21 protein-coding genes are annotated in these 21,404 nt (G+C 42.8%); 13 read left to right on the forward strand and 8 right to left on the reverse strand.

All coding sequences use genetic code 11. The features are described 5' to 3' along the window. Positions 1–67: 67 nt before the first annotated feature. From N39L_RS31610 to N39L_RS31625, 4 genes are all read left to right on the forward strand, one after another. Positions 68–811, forward strand: coding sequence for a HEAT repeat domain-containing protein (locus N39L_RS31610; protein WP_006620228.1), 744 nt, complete (start codon positions 68–70; stop codon positions 809–811). 10 nt (positions 812–821) lie between these two features. Continuing rightward, positions 822–1,430 (forward strand): molybdenum cofactor guanylyltransferase, encoded by a 609-nt coding sequence (locus N39L_RS31615; RefSeq protein WP_043468751.1) that lies wholly within the window; start codon positions 822–824, stop codon positions 1,428–1,430. 64 nt (positions 1,431–1,494) lie between these two features. Then, positions 1,495–1,695, forward strand: a complete 201-nt coding sequence (locus N39L_RS31620) for a hypothetical protein (protein ID WP_006620226.1) — start codon at positions 1,495–1,497, stop codon at positions 1,693–1,695. Between the two features lie 15 nt (positions 1,696–1,710). Beyond that, a complete protein-coding gene (locus N39L_RS31625; RefSeq protein ID WP_006620225.1) occupies positions 1,711–2,445 on the forward strand; it encodes a class I SAM-dependent methyltransferase in 735 nt (244 codons plus the stop codon). A gap of 187 nt (positions 2,446–2,632) precedes the next feature. Here the strand turns inward: N39L_RS31625 and N39L_RS31630 are convergent, their stop codons facing one another. Continuing rightward, positions 2,633–2,851 (reverse strand): hypothetical protein, encoded by a 219-nt coding sequence (locus N39L_RS31630; RefSeq protein WP_158307578.1) that lies wholly within the window; start codon positions 2,849–2,851, stop codon positions 2,633–2,635. Positions 2,852–2,997: 146 nt separating this feature from the next. Here N39L_RS31630 and N39L_RS31635 point away from each other — a divergent pair, with 146 nt between their 5' ends. The 6 genes from N39L_RS31635 to N39L_RS31660 all read left to right on the forward strand — a co-directional run bounded on the left by N39L_RS31635 (position 2,998) and on the right by N39L_RS31660 (position 10,746). Further along, positions 2,998–4,539: a hypothetical protein gene (locus N39L_RS31635; RefSeq protein WP_014277415.1), complete on the forward strand. Its 1,542-nt coding sequence runs from the start codon at positions 2,998–3,000 to the stop codon at positions 4,537–4,539. A 94-nt stretch (positions 4,540–4,633) separates the two neighbouring features. Further along, positions 4,634–6,847 carry an Hsp70 family protein gene (locus N39L_RS31640; RefSeq protein ID WP_006620223.1) on the forward strand — a complete coding sequence of 738 codons (2,214 nt, stop codon included), beginning with the start codon at positions 4,634–4,636 and terminating at the stop codon, positions 6,845–6,847. Continuing rightward, a complete protein-coding gene (locus N39L_RS31645) occupies positions 6,844–7,380 on the forward strand; it encodes a LysM peptidoglycan-binding domain-containing protein (RefSeq protein ID WP_006620222.1) in 537 nt (178 codons plus the stop codon). Before N39L_RS31640 ends, N39L_RS31645 begins: the two co-directional genes overlap by 4 nt. Next, positions 7,377–9,890: a tetratricopeptide repeat protein gene (locus tag N39L_RS31650; RefSeq protein ID WP_014277416.1), complete on the forward strand. Its 2,514-nt coding sequence runs from the start codon at positions 7,377–7,379 to the stop codon at positions 9,888–9,890. The genes N39L_RS31645 and N39L_RS31650 overlap by 4 nt, the downstream gene beginning before the upstream one ends. Before the next feature lie 3 nt (positions 9,891–9,893). Next, positions 9,894–10,265, forward strand: coding sequence for a J domain-containing protein (locus N39L_RS31655; RefSeq protein WP_014277417.1), 372 nt, complete (start codon positions 9,894–9,896; stop codon positions 10,263–10,265). A 4-nt stretch (positions 10,266–10,269) separates the two neighbouring features. After that, entirely contained in the window at positions 10,270–10,746 is a 477-nt protein-coding gene (locus tag N39L_RS31660) for a nucleotide exchange factor GrpE (protein WP_043469159.1), read from the forward strand. A gap of 23 nt (positions 10,747–10,769) precedes the next feature. On the opposite strand, the gene N39L_RS31665 is transcribed toward N39L_RS31660, so the two are convergent. The 3 genes from N39L_RS31665 to N39L_RS31675 form a co-directional block, all read right to left on the reverse strand. Continuing rightward, positions 10,770–12,827, reverse strand: a complete 2,058-nt coding sequence (locus N39L_RS31665; protein WP_006620218.1) for a prolyl oligopeptidase family serine peptidase — start codon at positions 12,825–12,827, stop codon at positions 10,770–10,772. Between the two features lie 131 nt (positions 12,828–12,958). Further along, on the reverse strand, positions 12,959–13,546 hold the full coding sequence (locus N39L_RS31670) for a type IV pilin-like G/H family protein (RefSeq protein WP_231852045.1): 588 nt from the start codon (positions 13,544–13,546) through the stop codon (positions 12,959–12,961). 175 nt (positions 13,547–13,721) lie between these two features. Then, on the reverse strand, positions 13,722–15,182 hold the full coding sequence (locus N39L_RS31675; protein WP_035737916.1) for a RecQ family ATP-dependent DNA helicase: 1,461 nt from the start codon (positions 15,180–15,182) through the stop codon (positions 13,722–13,724). Between the two features lie 192 nt (positions 15,183–15,374). Here N39L_RS31675 and N39L_RS31680 point away from each other — a divergent pair, with 192 nt between their 5' ends. Both N39L_RS31680 and N39L_RS31685 read left to right on the forward strand, forming a co-directional pair. After that, on the forward strand, positions 15,375–16,217 hold the full coding sequence (locus N39L_RS31680; RefSeq protein ID WP_006620215.1) for an alpha/beta fold hydrolase: 843 nt from the start codon (positions 15,375–15,377) through the stop codon (positions 16,215–16,217). A 17-nt stretch (positions 16,218–16,234) separates the two neighbouring features. Beyond that, complete coding sequence (locus tag N39L_RS31685; RefSeq protein ID WP_006620214.1) at positions 16,235–16,978, forward strand: glycerophosphodiester phosphodiesterase; 744 nt, start codon at positions 16,235–16,237, stop codon at positions 16,976–16,978. A gap of 275 nt (positions 16,979–17,253) precedes the next feature. On the opposite strand, the gene N39L_RS31690 is transcribed toward N39L_RS31685, so the two are convergent. The 4 genes from N39L_RS31690 to N39L_RS31705 all read right to left on the reverse strand — a co-directional run bounded on the left by N39L_RS31690 (position 17,254) and on the right by N39L_RS31705 (position 19,910). Then, entirely contained in the window at positions 17,254–17,709 is a 456-nt protein-coding gene (locus N39L_RS31690; protein WP_006620213.1) for a type II toxin-antitoxin system VapC family toxin, read from the reverse strand. A gap of 3 nt (positions 17,710–17,712) precedes the next feature. Beyond that, positions 17,713–18,066, reverse strand: coding sequence for a hypothetical protein (locus N39L_RS31695; protein ID WP_006620212.1), 354 nt, complete (start codon positions 18,064–18,066; stop codon positions 17,713–17,715). 112 nt (positions 18,067–18,178) lie between these two features. Beyond that, positions 18,179–19,315 carry an ABC transporter ATP-binding protein gene (locus N39L_RS31700; protein WP_006620211.1) on the reverse strand — a complete coding sequence of 379 codons (1,137 nt, stop codon included), beginning with the start codon at positions 19,313–19,315 and terminating at the stop codon, positions 18,179–18,181. 22 nt (positions 19,316–19,337) lie between these two features. After that, positions 19,338–19,910 (reverse strand): HD domain-containing protein, encoded by a 573-nt coding sequence (locus tag N39L_RS31705; RefSeq protein WP_006620210.1) that lies wholly within the window; start codon positions 19,908–19,910, stop codon positions 19,338–19,340. A gap of 48 nt (positions 19,911–19,958) precedes the next feature. Between N39L_RS31705 and N39L_RS31710 the strand changes: the two genes are divergently transcribed. After that, positions 19,959–21,377, forward strand: coding sequence for an FAD-dependent thymidylate synthase (locus N39L_RS31710; RefSeq protein WP_006620209.1), 1,419 nt, complete (start codon positions 19,959–19,961; stop codon positions 21,375–21,377). Positions 21,378–21,404: the final 27 nt, after the last annotated feature.

Here is a 21,404-nt window from a genome sequence, read left to right on the forward strand (position 1 = left end):
TCGCCAGACTAATTATCAATTTAGTATGGGGATTATAGAAAACCCATTTTTTGGTAAAATCGAAATTATGGAGGATCAAGATCTGAGTGTAGTTAATTTTGAGCAAACCGCTGAGAGTCCCCTGGACCATTGGCAAGAGGAGGAAGCCCCTAAGCCAGATCCAGAGGAAATGTTGCCGTTGCTTGAGTCCCCGGAACCGCAACACCGGATGATTGCGGCGCGGGCTTTTTGTGAACTTCAAGACCAACGGGCGATCGCACCTTTGATAGGTTTATTAGAGGACTCGTGCCCCCTCGTGCGGGTAAGTGTCGCCTATGCTTTGGGGCGTAATCCTAGCCCGGATGCCGTGGAACCCCTCATTAGACAATATAATTGCGATTGGAATGGTTATGTCCGCAAGGGGTTGGTTTGGGCTCTGGGAAATTGTCGCGATCCGAGGGCTTTAGATACTCTGCTAGAAGCCATTAAAACTGATATTCCCGCCGTGAGACTCTGGGCGGCGAGTTCCTTGGGTCAAATGGGGAAGGTGGGATATGATGGGGTGGTGAAAGCTATTCCCCCCGTGATTGAGGCTTTGCGTGGGGATGAGGTGGCCGCAGTTCGCAGTAATTGCGCTTGGTCTTTGGGACAGTTAAGCCGGGAATTACCTTCTAATGTGGTCTATGCTGGGGCGATCGATGCCTTAATTGAAGCCCTAGAGGAGGATGAGGATTTGAGTGTCCGCGATGATGCTAAGTCTTCTCTGCTACGGGTTGGTGATCCGCGCGGGTTACAGATTATTGAAGAGTTACAGATGGATGGGCTGATTTAGGTCTTTGGAGATGGCTGATGATTTCCTGGTGGCTTTAATTCTGGCGGGGGGACGTAGTTCTCGCATGGGTCGCGATAAGGCTTTAATTCCGGTGGCGGGGGTTCCCCTACTGCGCCGGGTGGTTGAGGCGGCGGGGAGTTGTTGTCAGCAGGTCTATGTATTAACACCTTGGCCAGAACGTTACCAGGCTGTGGGGGGTAGTTATAATCTGCTGATGGAAACTAACCCCGGTCAGGGTCCGATGGTGGCTTTGGCTACTGGGTTGAGTCAAATTGACTGTGTTTGGCTATTGTTGCTGGCTTGCGATTTACCTCAACTACAACCCGATATTTTGCGAGGCTGGAAGGAGCAGTTAACTTTGGTGCCGCCATCCCATTTGGCTATGATTCCCCGTCATGGGTCGCGGTGGGAACCTCTCTGTGGATTCTACCGCCACCAGGCTTTAGAGTCTTTACAGGAATTTATGGCAACGGTCGAGCGATCGCTACAACGGTGGCTAGATCAGGTTCCCGTAACACCTATATCAGTCGGAACTGTGGAATCTCAGATGCTCCTCAATTGTAACACGCCGGAAGATTTGAGGGCGATCGCATCTGAGGGAACATCTGCAAACCTTTGATAATTTCTGATAAGATTATACATAACCGCTAATATCACTTAAATTAGGCAAGCAGAGTCATATTATGAATGTCCTAATTCCGATCGCACTATTAATCGTCTATGTTGGTGGAGTCTGGAAGTTTTGGTCTGGGTTTGGGCGCACCAACTTTGAAAAGAGTTTTGGAAATCGTGTCTCGTTATCATTATTATGGCCGATTTTGTTGATCTCTAATCGTTCCTATCGCCAAAACTTTTCTAAAGCCCTAAAAGGATCGAAGCGCTAATTTCTATCAGCTATAATGTCTAAAAAACCAGACTCTAACCCTTCCTTGGGATTTTTCGGATTATCAACTGGCGGGACTGCTGACCAGTGGCAGTCCCCAATTACTTCCGTAGCCAGCCGTTTTAACCAGGAATATCAAGGAGAACCTTTTGAACTCCCCGAAGAAGTGGAAAATATGCCGATTTTTCGCGATCGCATTTCGGGAACTCTTCAACTAAAACTCACTTCTCCATTTTGGGAGTTAGCCCAACCTAAGAAAAATCAATATTGTTTAGATATTGGTTGCGGAGTAAGTTTTTTAATTTATCCCTGGCGAGAATGGAATGCTTTATTTCATGGTCAAGAAATTAGTTCCGTGGCTAGAGATGCTTTAAATTCCCGAGGTCCTCAGTTAAATTCTAAGTTATTTAAGGGGGTTGAACTAGCCCCCGCTCATCAGTTACAATATGAAACCGGAAAGTTTGATTTAGCTATAGCCACTGGGTTTAGTTGTTACTATCCCCTGGAATATTGGCTAGAAGTTATGGCGGAAGTTAAACGAGTCTTAAAACCACAGGGAATTTTGGTATTTGATGTTCTCAATGGGGAAGTGCCCCTAGCAGAAGATTGGGCGATTTTAGAGACTTATTTGGGAACAGAAGTTTATTTAGAATCTATGGAAAATTGGGAAAGTTTGATTAAAAAAGCTGGGGCTAAGATTGTTAAAAAACAGTCGGGGGAATTGTGGGAAATGTATAAGGTCAGATTTTAATTATTCGGTGAGTTGGTTGCTGCTATACCATCACTAAGTTAACAGATGTGCCCAAATTTGGAGATAAAACTTCTCCCTAATCACCTCCAAATTGAGTAACTGTCAATTATTAAACCTGGGTTCCTGTGATTCTGGGGGTTTTGGGGTGGCTGACCTCTGCGGCGATCGCCTACTTTGTCAAGAAATATTACGATTGCGTAAAAGCTGCGAAATTTGCCGATAACTCGATAGAACATTCGAGCAGAGGTGAGCAATGGCCTATTCCAGTTTGCGATCGCGACCACATCTCCCAGGTCACAACGAGATGAAAACCATCAGCCACAGGACGATTTTGGGTCTGATACTGTCGGCGATCGTCACAAGCTGCGAAGATATCCTCTATCAAAATTCCCCCGCTTCTAATCATTCACCTCCCCTAGGTCAGTTGTGTGATCAATTCACCAAACTTGGCGATCTAATCGGGGAGGTTTTTCTATGCAGCCCAACGCGACGACACCACAGCTTTTTAGATTCGCAGGACACAGGAAACAATTATTTTATTTGAGGGTTTGAATGGTGTTTAAAGAGCAATATGCACTACAACCAGGGGGACCCGAAAGATTGGTTGTTTCCTGGGAGAAGGGATGGCAAAATTTTACCATTTATTTAGATGGACGGGAACTCGGTAAATTTGTCGATCCCCAAGCTATCAAAGACGGACAATGCTTTGATTTGAAAGACGGCACGCAAATTAAAGTTAAGCTGATTCGTGACTTTATTTTTTGGTATTTACAAATTCTGTGGCGCGATCGGCCGGTTCCCGGTTCCGAAACCGATCCTGAAACTCAACTCAGAAAGGCTTATAACATCTTTGCGATCATCTGTAAAATTGGGGGCGCTTGTGTTGGCTTAGTATTCCTTCTGTCTTTATTAGCCATCAGTGAGGTAGGTGCTGGGGTAATTCTTCTGCCTGTCTTTTTACTATTGCCAATATCACCATATTTTCTAATTGCTTATTTTTTGAAACGGAAAGCAAAACTGGCAGCTTATTTCGCCATCTGGTTATTTTTCTTCTTATATATTTATACTTGGTTAATATTTTGGAGTTCAGTATTGATGAGCATTTTCCTAGTGTTAGCGAGTTTAATGGATGGCTTCTTTAGTTTTGTAGGCATGACAATATCAGTTGTAATATTTAATAGAGTGTCACGTTTTTTATTGCATTTATTTTATGCGGGTTTCAAAAGGGTATGGGCTGCGCCGATCGCCATTTATCAACTCGATCCGAAAACGCTATTAAATTCTGAGTTTTATCCTAATTACCAATATCAAGATAATGTCAATAATCCCATTCCCATTCAATCAAATTCGGCTATTTTGACCAATCTTTCCAATCTCACAAATAGACCACCTGCACCACCACCTGCACCACCAACACCAAAACCACCAAAACCACCAAAACCGATGACTCCCCCTATACCGAGGAGGGCAAATAATGCAGCGATCGCCAAAATGCAAACCTTGCATCCAGAGGGTTATAAAGTTTATCAACAAGCCGAACAATCCCAAGATCCTAACATCTTTTTTCAAGCCGGAGAAATGTACGATCGCAGCTATAGTTCATTCTGGGGAGATGGCATTTTTTCGGGCAAATATGATCGCCATTTTATCAGGATGTTGGGGATATCAATTGATGTGGTGGGAATGGAAACAGCCAAACAGGAAGCCACAACGATTATCAAAAATTCCCGCGATTCTTTAGTGATTAGTTGCTTGTGTTATCGGAAAGCGATAAAACTCGATTCTAGTCACTACTGGGCAACCTTAAAATTAGCAACAGCCCTCACCGCAGCATTACAAATTGAGGCATCACTAACCTATTGGCGACAAGCCTTAAATCTTAATCAACGGGACACTTTATCAGCCCTAACTGCGGACTCAATGGGATTTGATAATCGTTCGACTGCCGCCAAAGAAGTCATGTATAAGTTAGGACTCGGCAGCAACCCGCAGCAGTTTGACTCTAATTTTATCAAACAGCAGGCGATCGCCAAAAAACTGCTCTGTGATAACCCTTACTTGAGCGACAATATTCCTAAATTAAGAACTGGATAAATTATGAGGGTTAAGATTTGTTAAAATTTTCGGATAAAACTTGCCAAAATAGCGGAAGACAATTAAAGTATAAATAATCAAGGTTAAATTAATCATGGGAAATATAGTTGGGATCGATTTGGGAACTACCAACTCAGTGGCTGGCTTCAAGTTAGCTGAGGTACAAGTAGTTACGGCGGCGGATAACTCCCCACCTGATCGCAAATTAACCCGGTCAGTGGTAGCGGCTGATCGCAATGGTTTAATCGTGGGAGAACAAGCCTATCGGCAACTGGGAGATGGAGACACGGAAAATGTGATAATTTCCATCAAGCGATTAATCGGACGAGGCTTTAATGATCCGGTGGTGCAAGAACAATTATCTCGCTTCAATTATAAGATTACTCAATCGAGCCAAGGGACGGAAAATAGCCTATCGGTTTGGTTAGGTGGACGGGAATATCTACCGGAAGATATCTCCGCCGAAATCGTTAAAAAAGTAGTGGTAAATGCCCAAAATTATCAGCAGCGATCGGGGCAAACTAGCCAGATTACGGAAGCTGTAATTACGGTTCCCGCCTATTTCAATGATAAGCAGCGATACGCCACGGAAATCGCCGCCCAAAAAGCCGGATTAAAACTGCGGGAACTCCTCCCAGAACCAACAGCAGCAGCTATTTCTTACGGTTATCGTCCGGGGTCGGATGAGGTGAGTACGATCTTGGTTTATGACTTTGGTGGGGGGACTTTAGACTGTTCGATTATTACTTCCGTTGGTAATCAATTTATTGAGTCGGCAAAAGCGGGGGATTTGTGGTTAGGTGGGGACGATTTTGATAACTGTATTGTGGAATTTGTCAAACAGGAAATCGCCCGGATTGAAAAGCTGGATAATGTCGATCGCTTAATTCAAAAAATGCCGCATTATCAACGAGTGCGGCTACTGGCGGAATTGAAAATAAAGACGGAACAGGCGAAAATTCAACTCAGCACCCAAGGAGCAGCGGAAATCATTACCGCGACACCTTTAATTGATGACATGGGAATGGCAATTCCGATTCAAGTTACCATCACTCGCCAAGAGTTTGAAAAACGCATCGAACCGTTAATCGATCGCTCAGTAAAAATTGCTCAGGATGCGATTAAATATTCAGATTATCCCCTCGATCAAATCGATGCCATTCTGTTGGTGGGCGGTTCGGCTCAGGTGCCGATCGTCCAACAAAAAATCCGCCAAGCCTTCCCTCAACATCAAGTTGTAGTTCACGATCGCCCCATGTATGCGGTGGCGGAAGGGGCGGCGATCGTGGCGGCGGGACTGACGGAAAAAGTCACGACTGTTTCCCGTGATTATTGCATCGAATTGGTGGATGAGCCGCGATTTGTAATCATTAGCCAGGGCGATATTCTTCCGGTGCAAAAGTTCCATACTTTTAAAACTGAAGCGGACGGACAATCCCTAATTCACTTTAAATTTTTTAGCCCGGATCGCGTCCGCCAAGAACTCGATCGCCGATCTCAAGATGAGCGGATCGGGGATATGTGGTTAGCCCTGGATCGCCCCTATCCAAAAGGTACGGAAATTTTAGTGACGGTGGAACTTGACGAGGAAAATAACTCGCTCCAAATGACGGCTGCCCTGAAAAATAATCCCCAGGTTAAAGTTAGTTGTTCATTCTCGCGGGGGGGAGTTAATGAGGAGATTTCTCGCCAGGTTGAGGAACGAATTAAACAACTGAATGCGGCGGGTAACTTAACGGAAATTGGGGTAAAACGTGCTAATGAAATCGCGGGGGAAGTGGTGCGATCGGCTAACCAAATTTATTATAATGGTCAAGTCCAGCGCGATCGCCTTAACCAAGCTGAAACTAAACTCAAGGAATTAGAAGAATTTGCTAATGATGAGTTAGATATTGCCAAGATTTTCATACTGCGATTTGAATTGGCGCTGGAAGTGTGCGATCAGCTAATCCATGAAGATCAAAAATATCGGTTGCGGAATTTAGTTGCTCAACTGCAACAAGCCCTAAATACCAAGAATATTTCCAGCTTGCAAAAATTAATAGAAGATAGCAAACGAGAGTTTGATAACTTTCCCGATAGCGTTAAACTGGTCCTGGCAATTCGGGAGGAAATCGCCCGCATTCACCATATTAACCCCAGTCACGCGGGAGGTATGGATGTCAAATTTAATCAATTGTTGAACGCATTACAGCAAGGAAATGGCAGCCAAGCTAATAGCCTGCTGCAAGAACTTCAGGCTGAGATTATTCCCTATTTAGATCGGGAATTACCCACAGGAACTATTGCTACAGGATTGACACGATGACGATTAAACTCACCTGTCCGGTGTGCGATCGCCCGGAAATTGAGGGTAATATTTGCCCCAACTGTGAAACGGATCTCACCCTAATTCGCCAACTGCAAGAACTCCCCCAAGTGGCGGTTGAGGCTGCGGTTATTGCTGCCCCTAAATCACCTCAAAATATCCGACAGTTATTGTTGTTAATGGGCGTGATGATTTTACTGTTGGGAATTGCTTTGGGAGGATTTATCAGCCGTCAATTGCCGGTGGAAACCGCCTCGATAGCGACCACAGAATTGGTCGAAACAGCGGGATTTATGCCCTGGCTGAATAAACAGAAAATCGATAAAAATAGCCGAGAATCGTCATCCTGTGGGGGATTTTATTACTCGGTTCAACGGGGGGATTCCCTGTCGAGAATTGCGCGCAAGTTTTATGGGGAGGGGTCGCGCTGGCCTGAATTAATCGAAATGAACCCGAATTTAAAAGGTAGAGAAAATAAGATCGAAGTTGGGGAAGTTATTTTTATCCAAAACTTACCAGAATACTGCCTATGAATGCAATTATTAATTGGGTTGATACTCTGACATACGCACTGTTTAAGGTAGAAATTGTTGATTTCTGTCAGAAGGTTTCTGTGACTAAGCAGGAAATCAAAACCGCCCAAAAACTTGCTGCCAAAAATAAGCTAATTGAAGCTACCAAAAAGGGTCAATCTACTATTAGCAAATGGTCAAATTCGCCGGCTTTCGTTGAGAAAAAACTGCGACAGCTATTGATGGGCGATTTGTTAACTGATTTTAAGTTGGAGATGAATAGGTGGAAAAGGAATATAAAATTTGCTAAAAGCATGATAGTTTCAGCTCAGAATTTAGAAAAATCTGATGCTGGCGATCCGCTGGATACGACGAATTTATCAAAGGCTTTGTTAACATATAAAAAATGTCGAACAATTCTTGAACTAGATATTGTCAATAAAGCGATCGCTCGCTGTGAACACAAAATGATGAAATACAATCAATTTAGGAGTTTATTTAAAGAAGGTCAAAAATATTGCCAACAAAAAGATTATAAAAGAGGGAAACTGAGTTTTGAGCGAGCCCAAACATTATTTAAAATTCCACTGCTGGAAGAGGCGATCGCCGATTGTTCAGGATATCTTCAGGGACAAATTCAGTATGAAGCAGCTTTAGAAAAAGCGGTAAATTTAGGGAAAAATGGTGAATTTCAGTCCGCCCTAAATGTGATTAATTTAGCCTTAAATAAGTTCGAGCGCGACGATGGTAAAACATTGCGGGCGACACTAAACCGGGTGATGCAAGGAAAAGAATATTATGGTCAGGGACTTTGGGCGGAACAGTCGGGAAATTTAGGACAGGCTATATCATTTTACCAAAAATCATATCAGTTACTCCCGGAATTAACAGAAGCCCCAATTCGCTTGGCAATTGTTTCCCTAAAAACAGGGAATTGGCAACAGGCGATCGCATATTTGCAGGGACATTCAGGAGAAAAAATTAAATATCTGCGTGGTTTTGCTTACGTCCAACAGGGTGATTTTCAACAGGCTGAAGTGGAATGGCGATCGCTATCCCATCCCCAAGTTAAAAGTCAATTGGAAATTGTCCGCACATTAAGGGGGCGCGATCGCTTAAAATTGATGTGGTCTATTCAACAGTTGATTGATAATAATAACCTAGACAATGCTGGTGCTATGAGCCGTCAATTTTTACATACTTACGGCTCAGATTCGGTGGTTGAGGCTAATCTCCATAACCATATTTTACCGCGCCTAGAAGCTCAAATTTGGGAGGGTCAAGATTGGCAAAAAATTGTCCAAATTACGGAACAAGTTTGGTTGAAAAACCCAGATTTTAAATCTCTGCATAATTGGGCGATCGCTACCTATTATAATGCTCAAATTAACAGCAACACGCGCCGGGATTGGGTGGTTTCTTCTACAACGGCTTTAGCGAATTTGGCGGGCGATCCAGCTTTACACAATATTCCTTGGCTGCCGAAAAGTTCCATTAATATTGAGGAAATTTTTAGTCATTTGATGGCTACCCTAGAACGGGAAATTGATAGTTTAAAAGATGAGAACTTAGCGGAGTATATGAAACTGCGAGATCAATTTCGTCTGGATGCGATCGCCCTGAAATTAGTTAAAAAATTCCCCCATCAAGCCGCCCAAATTAATCACCTAATTTTATTACCGGGATGTTACCATCGCTACCAGCATCAATGGGGCAGTATTAATATTCCTCAAACCTCGAATTCTGTATCGACAGAAAGCAATATTTTACCGGCTCTTTATACGTCCTGGGGTGCGGCTGTGGCGGCGGCATTTGACGGAGATGGAGAACGGGCTATGCAACTTAAACCGTCTCGGAGTTACCAATTTAATTATTCTCAACCAAGGGAATATTTTGCCCAAAAATTTCTAGCCTACTCGGAAGGACGGCACTATCTGCAAAAGCAACGGTGGCGAGAGTCAGTGTCGGCTTTAAATGCTCTCAAAAATGAATGGCGATCGCACCCAGAATGGCATCAAGAACTTGAGCGCTTATGTGAGTCTCAGCGTCAGGAGTTAAACAGTTTATCAGAGCATCTGGCTTTTAGTGATTTTTGGTATCAACTATTGGGAACTGAAGCATCTTGTAGCTATTGGGTTGAATCTCGTATTCAAGAAATTGTCGAAAATATGCAGCATAATAAAATTGATAAAAATCGAGCTTTATCTCAGTTGCGAGAACTGCAAAAAACCGATAGTAGAAATCCCCGTTTAATTTATGTCATTGAAGCCTTAGAATTTGAGATTGAGGTTAATGAGATTCTTGGTTTGATGCCATCTAATTTAAATGATGCGGTACGTCGCGCCAAAAACTGCCATAATCAGAAAGTGAAGCGACATATTGCTGCTATGTTAATAGAAATTTTAATTGCGGGAGTTAATGAAGGTAAAATGAACGGGGAAACTGCCGTACAATTTGCCCGTTGGGCGCATCAAATTTGCCCCAATGACCCCGAATTTGTGGATATTTATCGTCAATGTGGAATTTATTAAATTATGTCAAATCAACTATCGAATCCTAACCCTTATCAGGTTTTAGAGGTTTCTCCTTCGGCATCAAAAGCCGAAATTACTAAGGCTTTTGCGATGGCAATGAAGCGGAAAAAATACTCCCCAGATTTAATCGCTAGGGCTAGAAAAGCCTTGATGGATGAAAAAGAACGTTTAATTGCTGATTATTTGCATCCGGTTTTACCACCCATTCAGCGGTTGAAGCGACAGGATTTCTCGGAACTTGAAAAACCGATTCCGGTTTTCGAGATGATTTCCGAATTTGATGATCTCTCGTCAGCTATTGGCGCGGAAAAATCGGGCGAGGTGGCTCAACAATTGGGGCAAAAAATGTTTATTGAATTTTTAAGTATTTAAGATGATGAATGATTCAAACAAACTGGAAATTACTGCCAAATTTCGTGACGAACTCCAAACAATTATCGGTCAGCTTTTTAAAGAAAAAACTTTAATGCAACAGGAATTAATGGAGAAAGAACAGGAGGAAAATGCACGGCTAGAAACGCTATTTTTGGAATTTTTAGAAGTGGTCGATTCTCTGGATTTTTTGATTGAATATTTGCACAATAACCCAGAACCAGATCCAAAAGCGATCGCCCGTTTACCCCAGTTAATCGCTACCATTCAGAAGAAACTACTCAATACCCTAGAAAAACGAGAGGTTATAACTATTGATTTTCAGGGGAAAAAACCGGATTTTGAGGTGTGTAAAATTATCGATCGCGAAGTTAATGGCGACCTAGAAAATGAAACGATCACCAAAATTGTCCGGCGGGGATTTCAATATGGCGATCGCCTTTTGCGTCCGGTGGAAGTGATTGTTTCCAAGTCCGAATAATACTGGCTGGTTGAGTGGGAATTTTAATTAATGTCTAAAACTCGCACTAAAAAAGCAAACTGATCAGCAATTTCTTCGATGATTTTAGCCATCGGTTTTCCCGCCCCATGTCCGGCTTTAGTTTCAATCCGAATTAACACGGGGTTGTCGCCACTGTGGGCGGCTTGTAAGGCTGAGATAAACTTAAAACTGTGGGCGGGAACTACGCGATCGTCATGGTCTCCCGTGGTGATTAAAGTAGCAGGATAGGCTGTTCCTGGCTGTAAATTATGCAGGGGAGAATAACTATAAAGAACTTGGAATTCTTCCTGATTTTCAGGGGAACCATATTCAGAAGTCCAAGCCCAGCCAATGGTAAACTTATGGAAGCGTAACATATCCATTACCGCCACTGCTGGTAGTGCCGCCCCAAACAATTCTGGGCGTTGGGTAATACAAGCACCCACTAATAAACCGCCATTACTACCACCGGATATAGCTAGTTTATTTACCTGGGTATAATTGTGGTGAATTAACCATTCAGCCGCTGCTATAAAGTCATCAAAAACATTTTGTTTTTTCAGTTTCATCCCGGCTTGATGCCATTGTTGACCATACTCGCCACCCCCCCGCAGGTTAGCCACAGCATACACACCTCCCATTTCCATCCAAACTAAACGACTTACCGAAAAATTAGGGGTTAAGGAGATGCCAAAACCACCATATCCATACAGCATTGTGGGATTATTCCCGTCGAGTTTTAAGCCCTTTTTATGGGTGATAAACATGGGAACCATTGTACCATCAGGACTGCTATAAAAAACCTGATTTGTCTGGTAATCTTCGGGGTTAAAATCGACAGTTGGCTGTCGATAAAGTTGACTTTCTCCTGTGACTATATTATACTTATAAATGGTGGGAGGAGTCGTAAAACTGGTAAAGGAATAAAAGGTTTCTGTGTCGTCTCGTTTACCATCAAATCCCCCCACTGAACCAATACCCGGCAACTCTACTTCCCGGACTACAGTTCCATCTAGGTTAAAAATATTCACCTGGGAATGGGCATCTTTGAGGTACAGGGCAACAAACTGATTATTTAGGGTGCTGACTCCTTCCAGGGTTTCTATGGCTTCTGGGATGATTTGATGGCTATTTCCGGTGTTAATATCAATGGCTATAACTCGACCCATTGGGGCATCTAAATCTGTCCTAAACCAAAATATTTCTCCTTGGTTATTAATGAAGCTATATTCTGCTTCAAATTCGGATATTAATTCGACGACTGGGCTATCAGGTTTGGTTAAATCCTGATAAAAGACGAGGTTTTTGGGGTCGGTTCCTTGCCATACCGAAATAATCAGATATTGACCATCTTCGGTGACAAATCCATTGAAACCCCATTCTTTTTGGTCAGGACGTTGGTAAATTAAAACATCTTCTGATTGAGGGGTTCCTAGGCGATGATAAAACAGTTTTTGGTAATAGTTAATATCCTCGAATTGAGTTTCTTCGTTGGGTTCATCATAGCGACTATAAAAGAATCCTTGATGGTCGTGAGTCCAAGATGCACCGGAAAATTTAATCCACTTGAGATGATCTTGGAGTGGTTTTCCGGTGTTAATATCCATCACTTTCCATTCTTGCCAGTCGGAACCTGATGCGGAAAGACCATAGGCGATTAAATTGCCATCTTCACTAATGGAAATTCCTGATAAGGCAACGGTTCCATCTTCTGATAGTTGGTTAGGGTCTAATAAAAGTCTGGGTTCGCCTTCCCATGAGTCAATTACATAGAGAACACTTTGGTTTTGTAAGCCGTCGTTTTTAAAGTAAAAATAGCGTTTCCCTTGTCGAAAGGGGATGCTATATCTTTCATAATTCCATAATTTGGTCAAGCGATCGCTTAATTTTTGGCGGCTGGGAATGGTGGAGAGGTAATCAAATGTTACCTGATTTTGGGCTGTTACCCAAGCCTTGGTTTCGTCAGAGTCCAGATCTTCTAACCACCGATAGGGGTCAGTGACTTGGATGCCATGATATTCGTCTACTTGATCACTTTGGCGGGTATGAGGATAAATCAGGGGTTGATTGAGAGCAGACATAATTAATGAATTTGACAACAATATTCTAGTTTAACCTATCATTTCTCTTTTCGGTATAGGCAACTTTTGGGCACAACAATATGTGAGATGCTGGAGCCATCATCTACTGCATAAGATACTGAGTTACTGGGCTATTGACTAACGGGAATCACCCAAGATTTTTTGAGAGAAGAACCGGCCGGACATTGGATTCTGTTTTCCCCGGTTTTGGGAGGGGCGATCGCATCTGATCTGGGCGGTTTACGCAACTGATTAGATGAATGATCTACTAGACAAACTCCTCCGAAATTTTGAGTAACATTTTCATCAGTAACTGCCAATAAAGCACTAGCCAAAGAAATGATTAACTCGGAATCATCAGGACATTCAACCACGGGAGAGTTACCCCGTGATAATTGAATCGGCGCTGATAATTTATCCTGACTTTTACACATTCCCGCCACTGTTTGTATGAGGTTATCTCCAGGAATAATAAATACAGCACCAGCAAAATTAGGCAGACGTGAATTGGTAGGTATAGCATCAATTAAAACCAGGTTTTCATTAACATTAATCGCAAAGTTATACCCAGGTCTACCCTCAGATGTTGTGCGATATAAAGCATCTAAATTGTCGGTGAATCGATTGTAATGAAAAAGCTGTTGGCTTTGGTTTTGCAGTAAGTCGGTTAAGACTTCTCTGGCGACTTTTTCATTTTTTCTATCTCGTCTCTCGATCAATGAGGACCATATCGCAGCTATTATTCCCAAACAACTAATTAGGAAGACCAAGGCAAAAAATGAAAAATAGATGCGCTTAGGATGCCGTTTAATCCAACTTTTAATCATGGCATAAAATTGGGGTAACAGTGTCAACTTCAATTATAGCATTAATAGATTGACGATCGCCACTAATTTAAGACCCATGGCGATCGCAGTTGTCACAATGACCACAGCGAAATGATTGTGCTTCTGTCCCAAAGCCAAACGCCTCTAGTATAAATTTCCAGCGACAGTCACGGGTAGCAAAATAGCGAGTCATTTGGCGAATCGCAACTGTGTTAGAATTTTCAGTTAAAGATAGTGATGTATCTTTAATTTGATAATTAAACAAATCAACCCACTCTAATTTTCCCTGAGAATGCAAAAGAGACAAGGCGATCGCACTGTCGGGAAAACGACTGATCACTGTTTCTAAATTGCCTTTTTGGGGAAGTTTTTTAATCAAGGGTTTAGCGGCCATCATTTGTTGGCGAAAATTATCTTGTAAAAACGACAGCCTTTGTCTATCTTCAGGATACAGCCAGCCCGTCGGTTCACAGAGAATAGTCAAGGCTTCTGCTGGTTTTCCGTCTCGTCCAGCCCTTCCTACTTCTTGGATATATTCTGATAGTAATAGGGGTGGTTGAAACTGAACCACCCACCGGACATTGGGCTTGTTAATTCCCATCCCAAAAGCAGAAGTACACACCACAAATTGCAGCTTGCCTTCTAACCATTGAGATTCAATTTTGCGCCTTTTTTCCGCCGATAATCCAGCATGATAAGGGGCAGTTTTATAGCCAAATTTCTCCAGCCAGGCTGTCAATTCTTGACTATCTCGACGGGTGCGAACATAAATCAAACCGGTTTGCTTTTGATGTTGTTTCATCAAACTTAGCAAGCATTTTCGCCGTCCCATGGGAGTAAAAACTCGGCGAATTTTAAGGTGTAAATTATCTCGATATGGACTCAGTAAAAATTCTTGAGGATCTTGTAACTGTAACACCGTTTTAATAGTGTTTTGGGCCGTGGGATCAGCGGTAGCGGTAAAGGCAGCGATCGCTATTTTGCTACCTGGTGGTTTATGTTTTAATAAAGTGGGACGCACCGCCCCTAAACGGCGATAATCAGGTCTAAATGTATCGCCCCATTGAACTAAACAGTGACATTCATCTAAAATCAAACCATTAATAGAAACCTGGGGTTTATTGATTAAATTCCACACCGGCTTACTTAATAAAGTTTCCGGTGATAAATAGAGCAATCGCAGGCTGTTTGTTTCCAATTGATGCAAAGTGTGCCGCCGTTGCCTGGGGGACATTTGACTATGAATAATACCGGCACTTAAATGGCGATCGTGTAATTCTTTTACCTGATTTTCCATCAAGGCTACCAGCGGCGAAACTATTATGGTTAAGCCATTTTTTAATAACGCTGGCAGTTGAAAACAGATAGATTTACCGCCTCCAGTGGGCAGAACAATCAAGGCATCTTGACCCCTGATAATAGCCTCAACAATTTCCTGCTGAGGGGGGCGAAAATCATCATAACCCCAAAAACGTTTTAGGGCGTTTTTTACTTGTTCAGTTGTGGTGGTTTCAGAAGGTGGAATCATGGCTGTGATTAGGGGTAAAGCGCGAAAATATAACCAAACTGTCGTCAATTTTAGATCATCGACAAATTATCAGTCCCAGATTAGGCAGTCAGCCTAGTTGCCAAAATTGATGATTTCATTTAAGATTACCATTAATCTTGTTCACCAGTAGGGGCAATTCCCAATCCTTAATCAAAATTTGTGATTTCTGCTATGTCACCGACTCGCCAAACCCTAGAATTAAAAACCCTGAAACTTTCCTATTTAGAGTGGAACCCTAACGGTCAACAGCCGTTGTTGCTTCTACATGGACTAGCCGATCATGCCCTAGTTTGGACAAGTTTAGCAGAATATCTGGGCGATCGCTATCATATTATCGCCCCCGACATGAGAGGTCACGGAGACAGCGACAAACCCGATCACGGTTATACATTCGATGAGGCGATCGCCGACCTAGAAGAGTTAATGGATCACCATCACTGGTCAAACGCCCACATTTTAGGTCATTCTTGGACGGGTAAATTACTACCTATTTGGGCCAAAAAACACCCAGAACGTTTCCGCTGTATGATTTTAGTCGATCCTATTTTCATCACTAAAATGCCTGGGTTTCTCAAATTAACCCTTCCCATAGTTTATCGTAAATTAGACTCGTTAAAATGTCTAGGACCTTTTGAGAGTTTCACCGCCGCTGAAAACCAGGCTAAACAACTCAGACAGTTTTCGGGTTGGAGTCCTCAGCAACAACAAGTTTTTGCCGCCGCCATGGAAGCAAAACCTGATGGCAAATGGGGGAGTAAGTTTAGCATTACCGCCCGTAATGAAATCTTTTTAGAAGTGATGAAAATTCCAGGATTAACAGAAGCGATCGCCATACCGACCCTGCTAGTCCAACCGGAAAAGGGAGTTAATCGTATGGAATGGCAATTAAAACCCTATCAAAAGTATCTCACCAATCTAACTATTCAACAAGTGCCGGGGAATCACTGGCCGTTTTTAGTCGCATCAGAATCTTTCAATCAAACCATTTCCGAATTTTTAAACCAGCACAATTAGACCATGAGGATATCACCTTGAGTGTAGAAATAATTGCCCATCGAGGATTTTCTAGTATCGCCCCGGAAAATACCTTAAACGCCTTACTTGCCGCCATTTACAACCAAGCAAATTCCATAGAATTTGATGTACAGATTACCGCCGATAGTGTCCCTGTGGTTTTTCATGACAAAAGCCTAAATCGGATTACTGGAACCGCCGGAACTATCCGCGAAAAAACAATTTCCGAACTGAAAGAATTAGACGCTGGGGCGTGGTTTGGGGAGTCTTATAGGGGAGAACGTATCCCCACCTTAGAGGAGGCCTTAGCAGCCCTAAAATTGATTAAGGGATGGCTGTATTTTGATATTAAACCCCATGCTATATGGTCGGATATAGAAATCAAAACCCTTCTGGGTCTCATCCGGGAAGCTAATTTAGGCGATCGCACTATTTTAACATCCTTTGATGAAGATTTACTATGGCAATGTCGCCAGTCAGAACCCCAAATAAAACTGGGATATTTTGTAGTAAATGAGTCCCAACTACCGGAGCAAATTAGCAAAGCCCAAGCCGCTGGTAATGCAATTTTGAGTAGTCAATATCAAGTGATATTAGACCAACCTAGTATCATCAAGGAAACTCGCGATAAAGGAGTTGATATAGTAGTCTGGACGGTAGACAATATTAACGAATTTGAGAGATTAGTAGATGTAGGAATTGACCGGATAATCACTAACTCTTTGATTGGTGATAATCTTATCAAAAATATCACGAATTAGTTAGGTTTTCACTGTGGATAATCTGTGCTGGCTACGCCCAACTTATTCCATCAGATATAAGCCAAGTTGGGATGAGGTTATTTTGACTAAGTAGCCTCACCAAAAAAGGGCATCAGGTAAGTTATAGCTTGGTCATTCCCCCATCATCATTTGGGCAGTTTTTGAGGTAAATATACTGGTCATAATTCCCTATTTACAGCGTCTTATTTTAGCCGCCTAATGGTCGATTTTAGTAGGGTTAAGCCGACCACATAGAGCAGGCGATCGCCTGAAGTTTAGTTAGTTGGTCTGTACCAACTTTCCACAGTCAAATCGCGCACCCTTTGGATTCGTTGAAAGTCACTATCTGCTGAAACTAAAATCAGATTGTGTTGCCATGCAATTGAAGCAATCCATAGGTCATTATCATCAAAACCAATATCTGTAATTTTAGTTTTTCGTCTTTGGCTTTTTTCTTTCGGAGCAAACTGCTCGAATACCGCTGCTTTAATTTGCCCATAAATAACCGCTGTCGTTTCATCAGTCAGATAAATCCGCAAGTATTGTAGAAAATTATTGACATTAGCTAAGTTTTGTGTATTTTGTGCCGACTTTTCAGCCATAAAAATAAGTTCCCCCTGAACAATCACACAAGTTGCCAAGTTTTCTGTACCGATCGCCAGCGCCTTTTCCCATACGGTCGCTTCTTTTCTGATTAGATAACTACAATGATTCGTGTCTAGTAAATACATACTTTAAAATGGCTGATGGTTGGATAAATTGACCTGGCTACGGCTATCAAAAACCAGTTGCAGACATTCTTCAAAATCATCTCCTACCCATTCTCCTTGGTAATCTACTAGAGATTTTCCCGACCCTTGACGATAAGGTAATTGAGGCACTTTGTTAGATGTTTCTGATGCGTCCTTTGTTGTTTTTTCCGTTGATGAATCCGAGGCGCGAGACTTCAGAAATAGTAGAAATTCTAAAGCGATCGCTAAGATTTCATCGGGGGTTTGTTCAATTTCTTGATGGAATTGTTGTTGAATCGAAACCTGATGAGCTTCCCGATTCGATTCAGGATTGTTGATAATTTTCTGAGTATCCATAAAAAATTTCTCCGTTGGTTTGAGTATGGTCGATATTTAACCATTATAGCAACGGCAATTTGAGGTCGATCGCCTCTAGTGGTCGCTGAACCCACAGTTAATTGAGCATTGATTATAAAACTTTCCCAGTAGCCGGGTCAAAAATCATTAAATAGTTTAAATCTAGGGTAACTGGAATGCGATCGCCAGGACGCACACGCACACTGGGGGAAGCCATCAATTGCAATATGTTTCCCTGCACAGTTTTCTGATCATCCGATGGCCAGGTAGCCCTAACTAAAGTTTCCCGTCCTAGGGGTTCAACCACACTAACTTCTAATTCCAGAGGGACTTTATCCAAAGCCCAAACATCTTGTTCAACCGGATCAGTTTCCGACTCGCTGAGGTTCAATTGCAAATGTTCCGGTCTAATTCCTAACTCAAATCTCTGTCCTTCTTCGGGGTGTATTTTCTCCCGAATAACCATCGGACAAGCCACCGATTGACTCCCCACCCAAAATAAACTATTACCATAGGTAGCCGGGATAATATTCATGGGGGGATTACCCAAAAAAGTGGCAACCATCCTATTAGCAGGCTTACTGTAAACCTGTTGAGGAGTCCCGACCTGTTGAATACGACCTTGTTCTAAAATCACAATGCGATCGGCTAAGGTCATAGCCTCGACCTGATCATGAGTCACATAAATTGTGGTAATTCCTAGGCGCTGGTGAAGTTGCTTAAGTTCCGCGCGCGTATCGTCTCGTAATTGTGCGTCTAAATTAGATAAAGGTTCATCTAAAAGAAACACATCAGGTTCCCTAGCGATCGCCCTACCTAAAGCCACCCGTTGCTGTTGACCCCCCGACAATTGTTTAGGTTTGCGGCTTAACAGATGTTCAATAGATAGCGATCGCGCTACTTCCTGAATCCGTTGGTCTATCTTAGCCCTATCAGTCCCCCGCATTTTTAAACCAAAAGCCAGGTTTTCTGCAACCGTCAAATGAGGATAAAGGGCGTAATTCTGAAATACCATAGCCACATTGCGATCGCGTGCCATAATGTCATTAACTAAGCGATCGCCTATATAAATATCGCCACTGGTAGCTTTTTCTAACCCCGCAATTGTCCGCAAAATCGTTGATTTACCGCAGCCCGAAGGTCCCACCAACACCCAAAACTGACCATCAGGAATATTTAGGCTAATCCCCTCAATCGCCGTAGCGCTATCATAACTACGGGTAATATTTTCTAAACGAACAGTTGCCATTAGCTTTCCAGTAAATTAGGGTTTAATTTGCTTTAACTAGCCGTTCAAGTTCTGAAACCACCCGATCTAATTCATCTACCAAGGGCGTTAGTCCCCCAGTACCAAAAGCAGTTATTAAAGATCGATAATACCACAGCGTGCCGTCCCGCTTCCCACTAAAGCGATCCCATAACTTATCTCCAATTTCTCGATAATCCTTTAAAATCGAACGGGCGTTGTAAAGTTTGTCGCAAGCAGACACTAACTGCACAGAAGCCGAAGCCGTGGGAATATGTGCAATATAAGCCTGTTTACGTTCCCGCCAAGGTGGTGATGGAGTCTGATGGTTATCTGTACAGCCTTTGACAATTTCTGTGACCCGATCGCCAAATTTGCGCCGGATTTCTTTTTCCGTCTCCACTCCCCCTTGGTCTTCGATCGCATCATGAAGTAAGGCGGCGATCGCTTCATCCTCATCAGCCCCATATTCTAAAGCCAAACTCGCCACCCCCAACAAATGCGCCACATAGGGAACCCCAGACCCCTTGCGAACCTGATTAGCGTGTAATTCTGTCGCGTAGGTCAAAGCCTGGGTAAATCGTTTTGATAACTGCATAGTTGCCATTCTAGGGTTTAATAGATAGAGGCGTTTTTTTTAATCATAATGGATCGGTTCCGAGTTGAAGTCATTGCTAAAACCCACAACCCGCAACAGGTAATTTATGCAGCGATGCACCAGGACTATACAGACAAGTTTGTTTTTGATGGTAGAAGCCATTGGCCGTCAGAATTAGAAGCGGGGGAGATAATTGTTAAGCGTCTACTAGCAGGGGAGCGTGGACACTACGGCCCCTTAGAACATCCTAGCATCACATTTAACTGTGGCTATTTTCCCCATAGTGTGATGCAGCAAGCACGTACTCATCGCGTGGGAATTTCCTTCGATGTCCAATGTTTAGCCGGTGATACAGAAGTCACCTTTATTAAAGCCAGTGGGAGTTTGAGAAAAATAAAAATTGCCGATTTATATGATGTTTGGGAAAATGGAGAAAAAGCGATTCGGACTCGCCAAATTATCGATCGCCACAACCAACCACCCGGAGAATACCGCCGCCATGGGAAGAAACGGATTCAAAAAATGTCCCTGCGAGTTCTGAATGAGGAAACCGGAACTTTCCAAATCGGTCATGTCAATAATGTGATGTGTAGTGGTTTGCAACCCGTCTATCAGCTGACCCTTGCCGATGGAAAAACCCTAGATTGTACCGTCAATCACCGTCTCTTAACCAGTGCAGGTTGGCAGACCATGGGCGATGCTTTGGGTTTAATCATTGACGAAAATCACCAAGTTTTGGCGACCACCCAAAATTGTCAGTTGATGTGTAATGGAGTGTGGATAAATGATGCTATTTATACCCCTAAAAGTTTCTGGGTAAATCCTCGGCTGGGGGAAGTTGCACAATTTAATCAGCCCAATCAAAATCCTGAATTGGCTAAGTTTTACCAACCCAGAGGAGAAGTTAAAAGTTTAAAAGCACATCCGGTCAAAGTCACTCACATTGAATATCTGGGAAAACAAATGACTTATGATCTGGAGGTTGATGGACCCTGGCATAATTTCGTGGCTAATGGGATTGTGGTTCACAATTCTTATCGGTACACAGGAAATCAGATCCTCGAACTTGCCGAAAACAAAAAAGACTTGGAAGATATCTTTTATTTGCGTCCGGTCGGATACTATAGCGATCGCCAAGGAAAAAAATACTATTATTCCCCCCAACAGCGACAAGCCGATTTAGACTGGTGTTTAGAAGCAGCAAAACGCTATAAAGCCGATTTAGATAATGGTTTGTCAGAAGAACACGCCAGGGGAAAAATTCCCTTTGACTACCGACAGCATTTTGTGGTTAGTTTCAATCTGCGATCGCTTCTACATTTTCTGGATTTGCGCTATAAAAAAGACGCTCAACTAGAAATCCAAAAACTCTGTGATTTGATGTGGCCCCATGTCCAAGAATGGACTCCAGCCATTGCCCAATGGTATCAAAAAAATCGCCTCGGTAAAAGCCGACTCGCCCCCTAATTAATCCGGTAAAATCAACACCCCCAA

The sequence above is a fragment of the Limnospira platensis NIES-39 genome (assembly GCF_026000695.1).
Taxonomy (GTDB): Bacteria; Cyanobacteriota; Cyanobacteriia; order Cyanobacteriales; family Microcoleaceae; genus Limnospira; species Limnospira platensis.

Excerpts from the sequence above, each read along its gene's own strand:
- N39L_RS31610 (WP_006620228.1), top strand. The coding sequence starts at position 68 with ATGGAGGATCAAGATCTGAGTGTAGTTAATTTTGAGCAAACCGCTGAG.
- N39L_RS31665 (WP_006620218.1), bottom strand. The coding sequence starts at position 12,827 with ATGTCTGCTCTCAATCAACCCCTGATTTATCCTCATACCCGCCAAAGT.
- N39L_RS31680 (WP_006620215.1), top strand. The coding sequence starts at position 15,375 with ATGTCACCGACTCGCCAAACCCTAGAATTAAAAACCCTGAAACTTTCC.
- N39L_RS31675 (WP_035737916.1), bottom strand. The coding sequence starts at position 15,182 with ATGATTCCACCTTCTGAAACCACCACAACTGAACAAGTAAAAAACGCC.
- N39L_RS31620 (WP_006620226.1), top strand. The coding sequence starts at position 1,495 with ATGAATGTCCTAATTCCGATCGCACTATTAATCGTCTATGTTGGTGGA.
- N39L_RS31705 (WP_006620210.1), bottom strand. The coding sequence starts at position 19,910 with ATGCAGTTATCAAAACGATTTACCCAGGCTTTGACCTACGCGACAGAA.
- N39L_RS31690 (WP_006620213.1), bottom strand. The coding sequence starts at position 17,709 with ATGTATTTACTAGACACGAATCATTGTAGTTATCTAATCAGAAAAGAA.
- N39L_RS31625 (WP_006620225.1), top strand. The coding sequence starts at position 1,711 with ATGTCTAAAAAACCAGACTCTAACCCTTCCTTGGGATTTTTCGGATTA.
- N39L_RS31660 (WP_043469159.1), top strand. The coding sequence starts at position 10,270 with ATGAATGATTCAAACAAACTGGAAATTACTGCCAAATTTCGTGACGAA.
- N39L_RS31710 (WP_006620209.1), top strand. The coding sequence starts at position 19,959 with ATGGATCGGTTCCGAGTTGAAGTCATTGCTAAAACCCACAACCCGCAA.
- N39L_RS31640 (WP_006620223.1), top strand. The coding sequence starts at position 4,634 with ATGGGAAATATAGTTGGGATCGATTTGGGAACTACCAACTCAGTGGCT.
- N39L_RS31645 (WP_006620222.1), top strand. The coding sequence starts at position 6,844 with ATGACGATTAAACTCACCTGTCCGGTGTGCGATCGCCCGGAAATTGAG.
- N39L_RS31615 (WP_043468751.1), top strand. The coding sequence starts at position 822 with ATGGCTGATGATTTCCTGGTGGCTTTAATTCTGGCGGGGGGACGTAGT.
- N39L_RS31650 (WP_014277416.1), top strand. The coding sequence starts at position 7,377 with ATGAATGCAATTATTAATTGGGTTGATACTCTGACATACGCACTGTTT.
- N39L_RS31635 (WP_014277415.1), top strand. The coding sequence starts at position 2,998 with ATGGTGTTTAAAGAGCAATATGCACTACAACCAGGGGGACCCGAAAGA.
- N39L_RS31695 (WP_006620212.1), bottom strand. The coding sequence starts at position 18,066 with ATGGATACTCAGAAAATTATCAACAATCCTGAATCGAATCGGGAAGCT.
- N39L_RS31655 (WP_014277417.1), top strand. The coding sequence starts at position 9,894 with ATGTCAAATCAACTATCGAATCCTAACCCTTATCAGGTTTTAGAGGTT.
- N39L_RS31630 (WP_158307578.1), bottom strand. The coding sequence starts at position 2,851 with ATGATTAGAAGCGGGGGAATTTTGATAGAGGATATCTTCGCAGCTTGT.
- N39L_RS31700 (WP_006620211.1), bottom strand. The coding sequence starts at position 19,315 with ATGGCAACTGTTCGTTTAGAAAATATTACCCGTAGTTATGATAGCGCT.